The organism is Pseudobutyrivibrio xylanivorans (assembly GCF_008935055.1).
In the GTDB taxonomy this organism is placed as follows: domain Bacteria; phylum Bacillota; class Clostridia; order Lachnospirales; family Lachnospiraceae; genus Pseudobutyrivibrio; species Pseudobutyrivibrio xylanivorans_A.
Genome location: NZ_CP043028.1, coordinates 1,341,931 through 1,358,653, shown reverse-complemented (window position 1 = coordinate 1,358,653; position 16,723 = coordinate 1,341,931). Strand labels below are relative to the sequence as shown.

The 16,723-nt window shown below is 40.7% G+C and carries 14 protein-coding genes and 1 tRNA gene; 11 read left to right on the top strand and 4 right to left on the bottom strand.

The window, feature by feature from the left end:
• The first annotated feature begins 3 nt into the window (after positions 1–3).
• The 5 genes from FXF36_RS06265 to purD all read left to right on the top strand — a co-directional run bounded on the left by FXF36_RS06265 (position 4) and on the right by purD (position 5,991).
• Positions 4–2,055 carry an aminopeptidase gene (locus tag FXF36_RS06265; RefSeq protein ID WP_151622977.1) on the top strand — a complete coding sequence of 684 codons (2,052 nt, stop codon included), beginning with the start codon at positions 4–6 and terminating at the stop codon, positions 2,053–2,055.
• 113 nt (positions 2,056–2,168) lie between these two features.
• Positions 2,169–2,675, top strand: coding sequence for a 5-(carboxyamino)imidazole ribonucleotide mutase (gene purE, locus FXF36_RS06260; RefSeq protein ID WP_151622976.1), 507 nt, complete (start codon positions 2,169–2,171; stop codon positions 2,673–2,675).
• 240 nt (positions 2,676–2,915) lie between these two features.
• Positions 2,916–3,941, top strand: a complete 1,026-nt coding sequence (purM, locus tag FXF36_RS06255) for a phosphoribosylformylglycinamidine cyclo-ligase (protein ID WP_151622975.1) — start codon at positions 2,916–2,918, stop codon at positions 3,939–3,941.
• A 103-nt stretch (positions 3,942–4,044) separates the two neighbouring features.
• Positions 4,045–4,671, top strand: coding sequence for a phosphoribosylglycinamide formyltransferase (purN, locus tag FXF36_RS06250; protein ID WP_151622974.1), 627 nt, complete (start codon positions 4,045–4,047; stop codon positions 4,669–4,671).
• 51 nt (positions 4,672–4,722) lie between these two features.
• Positions 4,723–5,991 carry a phosphoribosylamine--glycine ligase gene (gene purD / locus FXF36_RS06245; protein WP_151622973.1) on the top strand — a complete coding sequence of 423 codons (1,269 nt, stop codon included), beginning with the start codon at positions 4,723–4,725 and terminating at the stop codon, positions 5,989–5,991.
• Positions 5,992–6,119: 128 nt separating this feature from the next.
• On the opposite strand, the gene FXF36_RS06240 is transcribed toward purD, so the two are convergent.
• From FXF36_RS06240 to FXF36_RS06230, 3 genes are all read right to left on the bottom strand, one after another.
• Positions 6,120–6,200: transfer RNA gene (locus FXF36_RS06240), tRNA-Leu, on the bottom strand.
• Between the two features lie 72 nt (positions 6,201–6,272).
• Positions 6,273–7,046, bottom strand: a complete 774-nt coding sequence (locus FXF36_RS06235) for a family 16 glycosylhydrolase (RefSeq protein WP_151622972.1) — start codon at positions 7,044–7,046, stop codon at positions 6,273–6,275.
• Between the two features lie 34 nt (positions 7,047–7,080).
• A complete protein-coding gene (locus FXF36_RS06230) occupies positions 7,081–7,953 on the bottom strand; it encodes a Uma2 family endonuclease (protein ID WP_151622971.1) in 873 nt (290 codons plus the stop codon).
• A 231-nt stretch (positions 7,954–8,184) separates the two neighbouring features.
• Here FXF36_RS06230 and FXF36_RS06220 point away from each other — a divergent pair, with 231 nt between their 5' ends.
• A complete protein-coding gene (locus FXF36_RS06220; protein ID WP_243143586.1) occupies positions 8,185–9,615 on the top strand; it encodes a flagellin N-terminal helical domain-containing protein in 1,431 nt (476 codons plus the stop codon).
• Positions 9,616–9,643: 28 nt separating this feature from the next.
• Here the strand turns inward: FXF36_RS06220 and FXF36_RS16560 are convergent, their stop codons facing one another.
• A complete protein-coding gene (locus FXF36_RS16560) occupies positions 9,644–10,438 on the bottom strand; it encodes a LacI family DNA-binding transcriptional regulator (protein WP_151622970.1) in 795 nt (264 codons plus the stop codon).
• Between the two features lie 157 nt (positions 10,439–10,595).
• Here FXF36_RS16560 and FXF36_RS06210 point away from each other — a divergent pair, with 157 nt between their 5' ends.
• Genes FXF36_RS06210 through FXF36_RS06190 form a run of 5 tightly spaced genes read left to right on the top strand, consistent with a single transcriptional unit; the run spans position 10,596 to position 16,687 of the window.
• Entirely contained in the window at positions 10,596–11,408 is an 813-nt protein-coding gene (locus FXF36_RS06210) for an InlB B-repeat-containing protein (RefSeq protein ID WP_151622969.1), read from the top strand.
• Positions 11,409–11,418: 10 nt separating this feature from the next.
• The gene (locus FXF36_RS06205) at positions 11,419–13,047 is read left to right on the top strand and encodes a glycoside hydrolase family 13 protein (RefSeq protein ID WP_151622968.1); all 1,629 of its coding nucleotides are present in this window, start codon (positions 11,419–11,421) and stop codon (positions 13,045–13,047) included.
• Between the two features lie 14 nt (positions 13,048–13,061).
• A complete protein-coding gene (locus FXF36_RS06200; RefSeq protein WP_151622967.1) occupies positions 13,062–14,519 on the top strand; it encodes a sugar ABC transporter substrate-binding protein in 1,458 nt (485 codons plus the stop codon).
• 12 nt (positions 14,520–14,531) lie between these two features.
• On the top strand, positions 14,532–15,851 hold the full coding sequence (locus FXF36_RS06195; RefSeq protein ID WP_151622966.1) for a carbohydrate ABC transporter permease: 1,320 nt from the start codon (positions 14,532–14,534) through the stop codon (positions 15,849–15,851).
• Positions 15,848–16,687 carry a sugar ABC transporter permease gene (locus FXF36_RS06190; RefSeq protein WP_151622965.1) on the top strand — a complete coding sequence of 280 codons (840 nt, stop codon included), beginning with the start codon at positions 15,848–15,850 and terminating at the stop codon, positions 16,685–16,687. Before FXF36_RS06195 ends, FXF36_RS06190 begins: the two co-directional genes overlap by 4 nt.
• Positions 16,688–16,723 lie beyond the last annotated feature (36 nt).

Here is a 16,723-nt window from a genome sequence, read left to right as displayed (position 1 = left end):
ACTATGAGCAAGACATTTTACACAGAAAATGACGATGTCATCGAGCGCTATGAGCTTGTGACAGATCGCATCGCTACTATTAACGAGGACAAGGATTTACCTGAGAACCTTCAGGCTTATTTCAATCAGGTTGCTGAGTTCATACAGACAGTTGAAATTGTTATGGATAAGGCTGTTGCAGGTGAGCTTGAGAATCGTTCACTTGAAGAGTGCAAAGCTGACCACGATAGAATCTTTGCTATCTACAAGGCTGGCACATACGAGAACAGCTTCCTTTGCCCAACTTATGCTGTGGCAGAGCTTGGAGAGCAGCTTGGTGGTCCACTTTCAGCAATCTATTATAGATTAACAGATATGATTCGTGCAGCTTTTGCTGGACGTCTTGATATATTCACTATTTTCTGTGAGCTTTTTATGCAGGTTTATGGTGTTTGTCAGGTGGAGAGTGATGATAAGTTTCGCAGAGAGGATATCATTTCTGCAATGGCTTCATTTAAACACGACTATTGCACAATCTTCACTGCAGAAGTTTTTGTTGGAATGATTGATCCAGAGTATGATTTCTATAGAAATATCATTATGAAATCAGATCTTTCAGATGATAGATATCTTTACAGATATGGTATGTACATCAGCGAAAACGAGCTTAAGATGGCTGCACACCTTCGCAGTATGCCACATGAGGATGTGGTTGCTATGGCTCGTACATATGTGGAAGGCTACATCAAGGGCTTTGAGGTATGTGGAAAAGATATCTCTATAAAGGATACAGTTGGTGTACATGCTCCAGCTGGTTTCGAGCTTATGACTCGTGAGGCTATTAAGCTTTTCAACGAGGCAGGTCTTGCTGCTACAGTTCGTTTTGGTGGCACAGAGGGGCGCAATCTTTTCTCTACTGTTCCTAACAAGCAATGCGAGTACGACCACAAGGATGATGTAGCTTATGTTTGGGATAAGGGACTTGCAGATAGAATTCTGGAGGTTGTTAAGAATACATTTGAAAAGAACAAGGAGCTTGCAGCAGTATTTGGTGGTCCAGCTGTAATCGAGACATTCGGAGATGCTCCATTTGAGCCAAAGAATTTCCCTGCAAATGCTGAGTATACAGACAAGCAGAACGAGCTCAATGTTTACTTCATGAGCCAGAGCGGTCAGATTACAAATCAGTACATTCACGGAGAGGAGCGCAGCTTCACAATTATCGCTTATCCAATCCCTGAAATCGGCGAGCAGTTCAACGAGATTTTCAACGAGACTGTCGCTGTTAATACAATGGATTACGAGCTTTACAAGAACATCCAGCAGCACATTATCGATGTGCTTGATCAGGGCGAGACAGTTCACGTTACAGGTCGTGGGGACAATCACACAGACATCACTGTAAAGCTTCATCATCTTGATAATCCAGCTAAGCAGACTAATTTTGAGAACTGCGTTGCAGATGTAAATATTCCTGTTGGTGAGGTGTTCACATCACCTGAGCTTGAGGGCACAAACGGTGTGCTCCATGTTACACAGGTATACTTAAACGAGCTTTGCTACAAGAACCTCGAGATGAAGTTCGAGGAAGGCAAGATTGTTTCTTACAATTGCAGCAACTTTGATACAGAAGAAGAGAACAAGAAGTACATCTTCGACAATGTTCTTTTCAAGCACGAAACACTTCCAATCGGTGAGTTTGCCATTGGAACAAACACCAGAGCATTCGTAATGGGACAGAAGTACGGCATCGCTGACAAGCTTCCAATCCTCATTGCAGAAAAGACTGGTCCACACTTCGCAGTAGGTGATACTTGCTATTCACACTCTGAGGATGTACCTATGTACAACCCAGACGGCAAGGAATGCATCGCCCGCGATAATTCGTGCTCATTACTTCGTAACACAGATATTTCAAAGGCATATTTCAATTGCCACACAGATATTACAATACCTTATTATGAGCTTGGTGACATCACCGTAATCACAGCTGATGGACGCGAGCTCGAAATCATCCGCGATGGACGCTTCGTCGTACCAGGCACGGAAGTACTTAACGAGGTATTCGAAAACTAGCCAGTAGCAGACTAGCTCTTGGTGTTGCTGCAGGAGACATGTAGTCGACGAAAGCAATACCAAGGCTTGTATGTGTAACTGGCGTGGGATTTAGAAAAACGGAGGATAGTGTTATGGCAAAAGTAAGTGTAGTTATGGGTTCTGATAGCGACATGCCTGTGATGGCTAAGGCTGTGGAAGTTTTAGAAAAATTTGGTATTGAATATGAGATGCGTATTATTTCTGCGCACAGAGAACCAGATGTTTTCTTTGAGTACGCTAAGGGTGCAAAGGACCGTGGGGTACAGTGCATCATTGCAGGAGCAGGAAAGGCGGCACATCTTCCAGGTATGTGCGCAGCTATTTTCGAGGGCCCAGTAATCGGCATCCCTATGAAGACTAGTGACCTTGGTGGAGTGGATTCACTCTATTCAATTGTTCAGATGCCTACCGGTGTACCTGTAGCTACAGTTGCCATTAACGGCGGAGCAAACGCTGGTATCCTCGCAGTGAAGATGCTTGCAATGTCTGACGCTGCCCTTGCAGGCAAACTCCACGATTTCATTGTAGAGCAGAAGGAAAGCGTAGAAGCGAAGGATGTAAAATTACAAAGCGAAGGCTATCGTGCCTTCTTATCTTAGATACGTAAAAGGAAACTCTTGTAATTATGAGAGTTTCCTTTTTGTATACATACATTAAAATATTTTAATGAGCTAGCACTTACAGAAGTTGGTAAGCGCGAGCAGGGAAGTATCGCGTCGTGCAAGGAGGGGAACCCACGCCGGCGGGGAGGTTTCCTTGCACGAGTGCGAGGGGTGCCCTGCGGGAGCATGAAACACTTGGATGTGCTAGCGTACCAAAGGATTTAAAAGGAGAGAAACATGGATTACAAGAGTTCAGGAGTAGATATTGAGGCAGGATATGAGTCAGTGGAGCTCATGAAGAAGTTCGTTAAGGGTACAATGAGACCTGAGGTATTAGGTGGTCTTGGCGGCTTCTCAGGCGCATTTGATCTTAGCGCTATCAAGAATATGGATGAGCCAGTACTTTTATCTGGTACAGATGGTTGCGGCACAAAGGTTAAGCTTGCTTTCCTTATGGATAAGCATGACACAATCGGTATTGATGCAGTTGCAATGTGTGTAAATGACGTTGCATGTGCAGGTGGCGAGCCACTTTTCTTCCTTGATTATATTGCCTGCGGCAAGAACATCCCAGAGAAGATTGCAACAATCGTTAGTGGTGTTGCAGAGGGATGTAAGCAGTCAGGCTGCGCCCTTGTAGGTGGCGAGACAGCAGAGCACCCAGGTCTTATGCCTGAGGAGGAGTATGATCTTGCAGGTTTTGCAGTAGGTATCGTTGATAAGAAGGATATCATCACAGGTGAGAACCTTAAGGATGGCGATGTTCTTATTGGTATGGCATCTACTGGTGTTCATTCAAATGGTTTCTCTCTTGTTCGTAAGATTTTCGAAATGACAAAGGAAAGTCTTGATACATATTATGATGAGCTTGGTTGCACTCTTGGTGAGGCACTTATTGCTCCAACACGTATTTACGTTAAGGCTCTTAAGGCTGTAAAGGATGCTGGCGTTCGTGTAAAGGCTTGCTCACATATCACAGGTGGTGGTTTCTATGAGAATATTCCACGTATGCTTCCAGAGGGGAAGCGTGCCGTTGTAGAGAAGGATTCTTATGAGGTTCCTGCAATCTTCAAGCTTATGGCTAAGAAGGGCAACGTATCTGAGCAGATGATGTACAACACATACAACATGGGACTTGGTATGATTGTTGCTGTAGATCCAGCTGATGTTGATAAGACAATGGAAGCTATGCGTTCTGCAGGCGATACACCATACGTCGTAGGTCGAATTATCGACGGCGAGAAGGGTGTAGATTTAGTTTAAAGATAAATGAGCTTCTAGCTAACAATCTCTTAGTGCTCTTTGTAAAGACATCTAGTCTAACAAAGAGTGCTAAGGATTGTTAGTGTAAGAAGCGGAGGAAAATATGAAAATTGCTGTATGTGTATCTGGAGGTGGTACAAATCTCCAGGCAATAATCGATAAAATTGAATCAGGCGAGATTCATAACACTGAGATTGCAGTTGTAATTTCGAATAATAAAAAAGCCCATGCCTTAGAGCGGGCTGCAAAGGCTGGCATCGAGGGGGTATGTATCAGCCCAAAGGATTTTGCTACTCGTGAGGAGTTCAACAAAGTATTCCTTGAGAAGCTTGATTCGTATAATGTTGATTTGGTGGTTTTGGCTGGATTCTTAGTAGTTATTCCACCAGAGATGATTCGTAAATACGAATATAAGATTATCAATATTCATCCATCGCTCATACCTAGCTTTTGTGGCACAGGCTATTATGGCCTAAAGGTTCACGAGGGAGTTCTTGCCCGTGGTGTAAAAGTAACTGGAGCTACATGCCACTTTGTGGATGAAGGCACCGATACAGGCCCAATCATTTTACAAAAGGCCGTAGAAGTCCTGGAGGATGACACCCCAGAGGTACTCCAACGCCGTGTCATGGAACAGGCAGAGTGGATTATCATGCCCCGCGCGATTGATTTAATTGCTCGTGGTTGCGTGCATGTCGATGCGGGAAAAGTGCATATCTTAGAAAAATAAATTATTATGTGAGCCTAGATGAAGTATAGGCGGACTAGGAGGATATAGTTTATGAAGGTTTTGATCGTAGGTAGTGGCGGCCGCGAACATGCCATTGCTTTGGCAGTGTCACGTAGCCCACAGGTAGATAAGATTTACTGCGCCCCAGGCAACGCTGGCATCGCAGAGCTTGCAGAGTGCGTGGACATCAAGGCTATGGAGTTTGATAAGCTTGTAGCTTTTGCAAAGGAAAAAGAGATTGACCTTACTGTAATTGGTATGGATGACCCACTTGTAGGTGGTGTTGTAGATAAGTTTGAAGAAGCTGGATTGAGATGCTTTGGCCCTAGAAAGAATGCAGCTATCATCGAAGGTTCAAAGGCATTCTCAAAGGATTTGATGAAGAAGTATGGCATCCCAACAGCAGGCTATGAAAACTTCACAGACCCTGAGGCAGCTTTAAAGTATCTTGAGACTGCAAAGTATCCAATTGTACTTAAGGCTGACGGCCTTGCTCTTGGTAAAGGCGTACTTATCTGTGAGAATCATGAGCAGGCTGTTGAGGGCGTTGCAGAAATCATGACTGACAAAAAGTTTGGTGATGCTGGAAACACTATGGTTATCGAGGAGTTCATGACAGGCCGTGAGGTTTCAGTTCTTTCATTTGTAGATGGAAATACTGTAAAGATTATGTCATCAGCTCAGGATCATAAGCGTGCAGGCGATGGAGATACAGGCCTTAATACAGGTGGTATGGGCAATTTTTCACCATCTCCATTCTTCACAAAGGAGATTGAGGAGTATTGCCAAAAGAATATTTTCCAGGCAACTGTTGATGCCATGAAGGCAGAGGGCAGAGAGTTCAAGGGAGTTATCTTCTTTGGTCTTATGCTTACTGAGGATGGTCCAAAGGTGCTTGAGTACAATGCAAGATTTGGTGACCCAGAGGCGCAGGTAGTTCTTCCAAGACTTGAGAATGATATCATTGATGTATTTAATGCCTGCATCGATGGCACACTTGATAAGGTTGATTTGAAGTTTTCAGATGAGGCATGTGTTTGCGTAGTGCTCGCTTCTGATGGTTATCCAGTAGCATACAAGAAGGGCTTCCCAATCACAGGCTTTGAGAAGTTCAATAATAAGGATTACTATTGCTTCCACGCAGGAACAGCAAAGAATGATAAGGGTGAGATAGTCACAAATGGTGGACGTGTCCTTGGTATCACAGCTCTTGGCAAGGATTTGGTTGAAGCTCGTGCTAAAGCATACGAAGCTACTGAGTGGATTCAGTTTGAAAACAAATATATGAGACATGACATTGCAAATTCTATACTTAAATAATTTTTGATTATTGGCAAGGTTCTCTGGTTTATAGACCAGAGAACCTTTTTTATATTCAAGACTGTGGGAAAATGTGAATTCTAATGAAACAAAAAAGAGTTCTGGAAAATTCCAGAACTCTTTTATAATGCGGATGACAGGACTTGAACCTGCACGTCGGGGACACTAGAACCTAAATCTAGCGCGTCTGCCAATTCCGCCACATCCGCATGAATCAAGGTCTCGACTAAAAAATCTACGACCTCGATGTCGGCTCATCGACTCGTCTATACTAACACAGATTACTGGTCTTTTGCAAGAGAATTTGCCTCTTCAATTGAAGATACTTTTTGATAGGATGCCCATTCATAATATGCGTTAAGTGGAGTGGTTCCATCATAGGCTCCGACCCAGCTTTCTAGGTCCTTTCCAGGCCATACATTCATGAAAATCTTACATGGTTTGTTTGGAGTATTTCCTTCGGCAGTGTAGACTGGCTCACCATCCACATACCAGGTTATAGAATCCTTGCCCCAGTAGAAACCGTAAGTGTGATAATCCTCAGAAGCATCAAATCCAAGATCGTAGAGATACTCATGAGAGTTGTCTTTAAAGTCATAATAGTTGAACTGAACCTGTGTAGTATCTTTGCCTAGAAATTCTATGTCTATTTCGTTCCAATCGTATTCATCTGTGGGCTCAATGTAGGTGAAAAAAGAAGAAATAACACCTGTATTTTTAATAGGCTTCATACGAACCTGATACAAGCCATAGAGAAAGGTCTTGTTGGTGGAATATTCACCACCTGTGTATCCTTCAGCGTTCTTATCCACAGTAAGTATCATTTTGCCATCACTGAAATCTACATTATCTGGTGTCCATACACAGTCGAAATCTCCTCCATTTGCCCAGTCTGATTTGACAAATTTAAAGATATTGTGATGGTTTAATTCCATTTTATAATCTTCATCAACAAGAGCGTGAGAGGATGATATTTCAATTGCTGCAAATATACCTATACCTAGCAGATAAACTGCTATTACAGCACTTATGATAATAATCCATTTTTTCTTCATAACAAACTCACCTTTGAAAGAATATAGGAACAGTTTAACCTAAAATAGAATTGATGATAATACTAAGCTTGCCATCATATATTTTCACAGGTATGTCGTCATCAAAACTGTATATGTAGGCCATCATAGGTTCACCCTGAATGTAGGTAGTTACTCGTTCCTTTTCAGGGTCTATAATCCAGTATTCCCTTACACCTTCAACCATATATCTATGCATCTTTTCGTTGTAATCAAGATGTCTGGTGCATTTGGAAACAACCTCTATAATCCAGTCAGGTGCACCTGTTACACCTGATTCGTTCAGTTTGCTGTCGTCACAGAGCACAACAACATCGGGAATCAACAGAGTATGTTCATCCTCCTCGAAATAGAGGTTTATACCTATATTAAACATTTGGCATTTGCCATTGTTTGAGTGGATGAAATCGTCAATAATTCTGCCAAGACTTTGAACCATGATTTGATGCTTTGGGTTGGGCGCTTCGTTATATATAAGATGACCATTCAGAAGCTCGATCTGTTTATCTTCACCCAATTCATGGATGAATTCTACATTTATTCGCTGTGTATCTATTGCTAAGGAACAATCTGTCAGTTCATATGAGGTTTGGTTTAGGATAGTATTTCTTTTATATAACTTCTCAAATTCAATCTGATTTACAGAGTCATTTGGATGTGAGTCAATATATTCCTTTAATAACTTGAAATAGGCGTAAACTCTTCGAAGCATTTCCTCATGAGCAAGTGCCTTATCAATCTTTTCTATGGTTAAAAATGAAGGATTCTTAGTCTCACCAGTCATGATTTTGCTGACTGTAGAAACTGGAAGTCCAGCCATTTGAGCAACCTGAGCGGTTGTAAGCTTAAGTTGTTTTTTTCTCTCTTTAATATTTCTATTATCTTCCATAAGAATGCCTCCGTGAGTTAATTATACAAAGATGGGTGGTTATTAGTCAATAGAAAAATACCCGAAAACGGGTAATGACTTCTAGCTGATAATTATAACGCTGGCGTAAATTTGAAAAATAGAAATCTAATTTGTAGTAAAAATCATAGAGGATTTGCCGATAAAATATTTAGCAGGGATGCTGACTACTGGAACTATGGATGGTTCGATTCTTTGAAAAGAGGTCAATATATGGTAGTTCAGCATAATATGCAGGCCAGCAATGCTAGCCGAATGTATAATATTACACAGGACAATATTGGAAAAGAATCTGAAAAGCTTTCAAGCGGTTTTAGAATTAACCGCTCTGCTGACGATGCTGCAGGTCTTGCCATTTCTGAGAAAATGCGAAAGCAGTGTCGAGGTCTTGATAGAGCATCTACTAATATCGAAGATGGAATTTCTTTGGTTCAGGTGGCTGACGGCGCCTTAAATGAAACTCATGCTATGCTTCAAAGAATGAATGAACTATGCGTTCAGGCAGCCAACGGCACTAATTCTGAGAGTGATAGAAAAGACATTCAAAATGAGATAACACAGTTGAAGCAGGAGATTAATAGAATTGCAGTGACTACTAGTTTTAATGATGAGATATACCCACTGAATGCAAATACTAGTTTGAAAGAGATTGGTACGAAGGAAGTTGAAAACCTCTCACTTCCATCTGGGTACACGATGATGTCGTTTACGATTGAGCATGATTTAGTGGATCCGATGTATTATGAAGGAACTATGTATAACACAGGCGATAACGTAGAATTTGTCGACCTGATTTGTGCTAGTAAATATAATATGAAAGAACAATCAGTTACTCTGCCAGGATATGTGATGACAATGGAGGCGTCGGTTGATGGAAGATTAGGTGGAGGTAGCACTAAGCTTAGATCGAATGCTTACCAGAAAATGTCAGAATGGGAAGGTATGTATGCAACAGTAACAGATGAACAGCGTGATGGAATCTTTTGGGATGTAAGAAATACGTCTAGGGATTCCTTAAAAATAGATGCGGATGGCAATTTATACCATACTCTCGGATTTGGAAACTATTATTACTATACCGATAGAGGTTTTGTAGAGAATCCTGGAATTGATGGAAGTACCTATAAAGGTCATGAATTAACTACTGAAGAAAAAGAGCAAATAGAAGAAAAGTATGGTATCAAATTTTTAACTATGGATTATGTTACACAGAAGGTTATCAATTTTAACCATATAGATGGCAGTGAAATCGACCACCTCTACCTCCAAACCTCCGGTGAAACCAACGAAGGCCTCACAGTGCTTGGTGTCAACGCTACCACGAAATCACTTGGTATTGACAAGCTCAGTGTAGAAACAGAGAATTTGGCAACCGCAGGTATCGATTTGGTTGGCGAGGCTATCATGCGTGTAAATGCCATGCGTAGTTATTTTGGTGCCATTCAGAATCGTCTGGAGCATGCGGTAAAAAATACAGACAATACCGTCGAAAATACTACAGCTGCTGAATCCAGAATCCGCGACACAGATATGGCTGGGGAGATGGTGAAGATTTCTAAGGACAGAATACTGGCTCAGGCTGGCGAAGCAGTCCTATCGAAAGCAAACTCTAACCAGCAGTATGTCCTTTCATTATTGCAATAAATGGGGCGGCTTTCATAGTTCCACCAATCTAAATATATAAATCATGACTTTCGATAGGTGTACGCTCAATAGCCTGTTCAACGCTTTTTAGAATAAGCTCCATTTTTTCGAAAGGAAGATTATCAATGTAACGGCAGTTGTGACTTGATGAAAGCATTTCATTTATCACATAATCGGTGGTAACAATATTATCAGAAAGGTCTTTAAGGTCTTCAAATGAGGTGATAAAGCAAACCTTCTTGAAGGCCTTTTTTATTTGTGCTTGTCGTTCTTTGTTGTTAGGCATCAGACCGACAAAGGTGTAATCTGTTCCCAAGCCTTCTGATGCACTAGCCTGAACCCTAGCCAAATCATTATTAATCTGGAAAAAGAGTGGGTCATTAATAAAACCATCCACGGAAAGAAGCGGGATAAAATTATTATTTCCAAGAGTTTGGAAATCCTTCTTTTCCATATCTATGCAAAGTATTGCAGCAGCCTGACTGTAATTATCCATTGAACCTGGTGCTATAGTCAGAAGCTCGTAGCCATGCTCATGAAGAAAGGCGGAAAGAATGTTGAGGGTGTGCCGTTCTTCTGCTAGCTTCAGAACAGAAGTATTCTCGCTGGTTGTCAGTGCTATGAGGCTTTTTTTATTTGATGCCAAAGCCTTCGCCGTCTGGTTAGGAGAATAATTTAGAAGATTGATTACGTGAAGGACCCTCTTTCTGGTCTCATCAGATATTCGTAAATCCGTGCGGCCGTTTACAACATATGAAACTGTGGCAACAGACACACCAGCCTCACGGGCAACATCTTTGATTGTAACTTTCTTTCCTGCCATTTTTGCAGCCTCCAATAAAAAATCCTATTGACATATCACAACAGTCAGTCTTAATATATAAATATAGTTTAAACGGTTAAGCAAATCCTGTCAATCAGGTTTGCTTTTAATTTTATTTGTTTGTTTAAACGGTTAAATAAAATTGGGAGGTTAGAAAATGAAAAGAAAATTATTGGTACTTTTATTGACTGCAACCTGTCTTGCAAACACATGGTTAATGACTGCCTGCGGTTCTCAAACAGCGGAATCTACAGCTACTGTTACTGCTGAAGATGAAGAAAAGGTTGAAAGTGGCTCAGAGCTTAACGAGCATACAGTGACTTATTATGACACGGATGGAACCACAGTGTTGGATACAAAGACTGTGACTCATAAGTCTGAGGCAGAAAGCTTTATTCCAGAGAAGGAGGGCTACACTTTTGTAGGTTGGTATGGAACACCTAAGCTCACTCGTAAGTTTGATTTTTCAAGGCTTATTACAGAAGATACGGCTCTTTATGCTGGATTCGTAAGCTATGCTGAGGACACACGTACTTTCGCTATAGTTGGTTCAGGCAAGAGTGAGGTTTTGGCTGAATCTGACTGGGGAAAAGTTATTGGAGAGGCACAGACACTTACAAAAGAAGAAAATCCAGATGCTAATGTTTACACCATCACTGTTGAGCTTCAGGAGGGAGATCAGTTCCAATTTGCAATTGACTCAAACTGGGCTAATCAGCGTGGCTTTGGATATTTGGAAACAGGGATGCTTGATGGCAAAACCTATTTTAAGAACGCTGGTGGATTAGGAGATACTCCTGCTGAAAAATCAAACATAGAATGTGAAGTTGCTGGCACATATACATTCTCTCTTACAACCTATCCAGCAGAGGATGTCTATGATGAGAGTGATCAGTACTACACCGAGGAGACAAGGGAGAACTTCAACTCTAATCCTTACGACACAATAACCTGGACATATTCAAACTAAAGGAGAAGACATGAATAAGCACGCACTGTTACATAACCCCGAATCAAGATATTGCTTTGCAACAGCGATTGATGAAGTTGTCATAAGACTTAGGACAGCGAGAGAAGATGCCGAAGCAGGACTGAAGGTCAGAATTATTTATGGCGTTAAATATGATTATCAAAAAGAACGATTCACAGCAGAGGTTCCTTTGAAATACAAGGATGAATTGTTTGCATATTATGAGGTTAAACTCAAAATTGATGATGTTAGATTCGTATATATTTTCCAATTGGAGGAAAAAGGAAAGATATTCTACTACAGCGAAGATGGTTTGACTGATGATTACAAATATGAGGATTGTTTTTATAATTTTTTCCAGCTGCCATATATAAATTCCAATGATGTAATGCCAATGGTGGACTGGATGAGAAGCGCAGTTTTTTATCAAATTTTTGTAGATAGATTTTGTATTGGTGACGAAGACAAAGATATGTCCTACATCGATATGAAATGGGGCGATAAGCCCACTCCTAAAAATCACGCAGGTGGCGATTTGAGGGGAATTATTAAGAAACTTGATTATTTAAAAGATTTGGGTATCTCAGCAATTTATTTAACCCCTATTTTTGAGTCAGACTCAAATCACAAATATGATATCAAGGATTATAAAAAGATTGACCCTCAGTTCGGCACCACTGATGATTTAATCGAGCTTGTGCGAAAGGCTCATGAACGTGGAATTAGAATTGTTCTTGATGCAGTGTTCAATCATTGCAGCAAAGAGATGGAACAGTTTCAGGATGTAATAAAAAATGGGAGCAAGTCGCCATACTACAATTGGTTTATTATCGATGGAGACAAGCTAAATACAAAAAAACGTAATTACGAATGTTTTGCCTATTGCGATTATATGCCAAAGCTTAATACGGCATGTCCTGGAGTACAGGAGTTTTTACTTGATATAGCAACCTATTGGATTGATGTGGCAGACATCGATGGCTGGCGTCTTGATGTGGCAGACGAGGTATCTCATGATTTCTGGCGAAGCTTCAGAAAGGCGGTCAAAGACAAAAAGTCAGAGGCTGTAATTATCGGAGAAAACTGGCATGATGCATATCCTGCATTGATGGGTGACCAGCAGGACGGTATTATGAACTACGCATATACGAAGGCGTGCCTAGATTATTTTGCCAGAGAATGCTCGGACGCAGAGGCAATGTCAGATAAGCTAAACGGAATCCTCATGCGAAACATGGAGCAGGTTAATTATATGATGTTAAATCTGTTGGATTCACATGATACACTACGATTTTTCACAGAGGTTAAAGGGAATAAAAAGAAGCTGGAAACAGCATTGGCCCTAACAATGTTTTTCCCTGGTACACCTTGCATGTATTATGGAACAGAGCAGGCTATGGAAGGTGGATATGATCCAGATTGCAGACGTTGTTTTGATTGGAATGAAGCTAACTGGGATAAGGATTTGTTAAATCATATTAAGAACCTGGTATCACTGAAAAGGCATAACAAACTTTTGCAGTATGGAGATGTTGAAATCACATCAAGAGCTAACAGACTTGTTGTAAAACGAAGCTCTAATGGTGAAAGCATAGAGCTTGAGATTACAAGTCCTACAGAGTATAGGATAAATATTTAAAGGGGGCGTAACTAATGAGAAGAAAACTTGCAATGATGCTGATTTGCGCCATAAGTGTTAGTGCGTTCAGCGGATGTGGAAAGTCAGAGGCTACAGAGGACAAAGGTGATGCAACTGCTACAGAAAACACAATCTTTAGTGGAGAGCTAGAAGAAAACGTTACAATTCAGGTGTTGGAAAATGATACCGCTATTTCTAAGGGCTATTTTCAACAATTGATTGATGCTTTCAACAAGGAATATGAGCAGTACGGTATCACAGCTGTGGACGCAAATATGGATCAATATCTTGATTTGGCCAACGATGGCCCTTATGGTTACGGCCCAGATGTGTTATATCAGGCAAATGATGTAATAATGCAGTATGCACAGGGAAAACACATCCTGCCACTACCAGTGGAAAAGCTTGAGTGCTATTCGCAGGTTCCAAAGTCTGCATGGCAAGCTTATCAAGTTGATATTGATGGGCAGACATATACCTGTGGGGTACCTGTGAATGTGCAGTGTCCAATGCTCTATTATCGCAGGGATTTATTGCCAGAGGATTGGAAAGACAATTGGGATAAGGACAGCAACGATGTTCCTGATATGGTTGAAAATTGGAATGATATGTATGCATTCTCGGTTGATAGGCACAATGAAAATGGGGACACCTATGGCTATATGAAGTCTCTTTATGATGTTTATTTTTCCAGCGGATTTTTATTTTCCTATGGTGGATATATTTTCGGAGATAATAACACTAATCCAGAGGACATAGGCTTTTCAGCAGGTGATTCTGCAAAGGGGGCCTGGGTGCTTAGTCAGTTGGCCAGTACAATGAATGAGGATTGTATTGATGATACGATTACCACAAATGCATACAGTAAGCTTGCAGATGGTACATATTTTGCCACAATGTCTACGCCAGATACCTACACTACTTTTTTCGATGAGTTGGTAAATGAATACGAAGCAGATGGCCTTTCAGAAGAAGAGGCTAGAGCTAAGGCGGAAGAGAATCTCGTGATGACAGGAATTCCAAAACTCCCTGAGAGTGGGGATTTGAAGGAGGAGAATCCAAAGCTTATAGATAGCAAGGCGATGGGTGGAGTTAATGGCTATGCAATAAGCTCGTACACAAAGAGCCCTAATGCATGTCTTGCTTTTGTGGATTTCGCCACCAAATACGACATGATTATGTTGAGAAATGAGACTCTTGGAATATCTCCTGCCAGAGAAGATGTATCAAATGAGATAGGAGGTTTGTCTGAGTCGATATATGAAAAACTTGAAAAGGGAAATATTGTGCTGATGCCATCAATTAAAGAAGTGGCACAGATATGGACACCTGGACAGACATTTTTTACTGACATTGCAAAGGATGCCTTTAGAAGTGATTCTGAGAAAAAGTATAAGGATATAGACTCTATGAGGGCTGGGCTTGAAGAGATGTGTCAGCAGATTCATGATGCAATCTTTACCTTGGAATAAGAGGCTTTTATTATGGGAAATTGTTTTGAAAAAATGGGAAATGCAATAAAGACCAGTAGCTATAAAGTGAAGCTTTCTGCACTTTTTATGGGAAGTGGGCAGATACTTTATGGTTCGGTTGCAAAGGGTTTGCTTTTTTTAGCCGTTGAAGTTGCGTTTATTCTGTATTTGGTACGTCGTGGTATTGATGACCTTACTGGATTTTTTACATTAGGTACAAATAAAGCAGATGCATGGCTTGGTACGGTTGGGGATAATTCTGTTGTAATGCTCTTGATGGGAATATTTGCATGGATTGTAATAGCTGGTTTTATCAGTCTGTATATCCTTAATTTGAAGGATGTATATGGAATCGAAGAGCAAGTTAAAAATGGGAAGAGACCAAAAACCTTCCTACAGGAGCTTCAGGAATTACTGGACAGTAAATTCTACATCACTGTGTTGATTTTGCCTGTGATCGGAATTTGTGTTTTCAATATTCTTCCAATTATATTCATGATACTAATTTCCTTTACAAACTATGGTGGTAGTATCGTTCCACCAGAGCTTGTGGATTGGGTTGGTCTGGATAATTTTCGAAAGATATTTACATTATCAAAGTTTGCGCCTACATTCGGACGAATCCTAGGCTGGAATATCTTGTGGGCTTTTGCTTCAACTACATTAAATTACTTTGCGGGGCTAGGCCTGGCACTTCTTTTGAATAAGGATTGCGTAAAGGGGAAAGCTTTTTGGCGTGCATTTCCAGTCCTTGCGTATGCAATTCCAGGATTTATAACATTGCTTGCTTTTAAGTTTATGTTTTCTTATGGTGGCCCAATCAATCAGATTATTAGAGCAAATGGTGGGGTGGCAATTGGCTTCCTTGATTTGGATGCCAAATGGTCTGCTCGTGTGATTGGCCTTTTGGTCAATTGCTGGATAAGCGTTCCGTCGATTATGCTGCTTGCTACTGGACATTTGTCGAATAGGGATATGTCACTTTATGAGGCAGCAAGAATTGATGGAGCAACTGCATTTCAGCAATTTAAAAAGCTTACCTTACCTTTCATGCTATTTGCCACCATGCCTGTTTTGTTGGGACAGTTTATTGGAAATTTCAATAACTTTGGAATTTTCTATTTCTTGAGAGGCAGATTGTATCTGGATGGATATTTCCTGGCAAGTGATACTGACCTACTAATTAACTGGCTGTATAACCTGTCCATCGACAATAATTACTATTGTATTGGTGCAGCTATTAGTTTGATTATTTTTGCGATTACATCAATTATATCGCTTGCTGTATACGTGAATTCGCCATCATTTAAAGAGGAGGATACTTTCCAATGATAAAAAGTAATTCTGCGGGTAAAATAATTGATACGACATTGACTTATGTTTGTCTTATAGCTGTCGCATTCATATTTTTCTTTCCATGTCTGTGGATTGTGTTAGCCTCGTTTTCAAAGTCGGGAAGCATTTATTCCTTTGATGGATTCTTCCCAACAAGCTATAGCATACATACCTTCAAGAAGCTGTTTACTGATACTACTATGTACAATTATCCAAGGTGGTTTTTAAACACCCTTTTTGTGGCTGTGGGAAGCTGTGTCCTTGGAACATTACTCACAATACTTACGGCTTACACAATGTCGCGTTTTGATTTTAAAGCAAGAAAGCCGATGATGAAATCAACCATGGTGCTAAGTATGTTTCCTTCATTTATGGGAATGACTGCCATATATATTTTAATGACTCAGTTTGGATTGATTAATCAGATTTGGGGATTGATACTCATTTATGCAGCAGGTGCACCAATGGGGTATCTGACACAGAAGGGTTTTTTTGATACTATCCCAAAGGCTATTGATGAGGCAGCAAAGATAGATGGAGCAAATTCAGCCCAGATATTTTGGAAAATTAATTTGCCCCTGTCAAAGCCTATTATCGTGTACACGGCATTGACTTCCTTCACTTGGCCTTGGTCAGATTTTATTTTGCCAAAGCTATTGTTAAAGGAAAAGGATTTATACACTGTTGCTGTAGGACTAATGAGTCTGGATGAAACAGAATTCGCTCGCTTTGCAGCAGGCAGCGTATTTATAGCGGTACCTATCGTATTACTGTATTTTTGTCTTGTGAAAAATATGGTCAACGGAATTGCCGAAGGCGCCGTTAAAGGTTAGTTAATAATACACCCATTAAAATAAAGAACCCCCAGT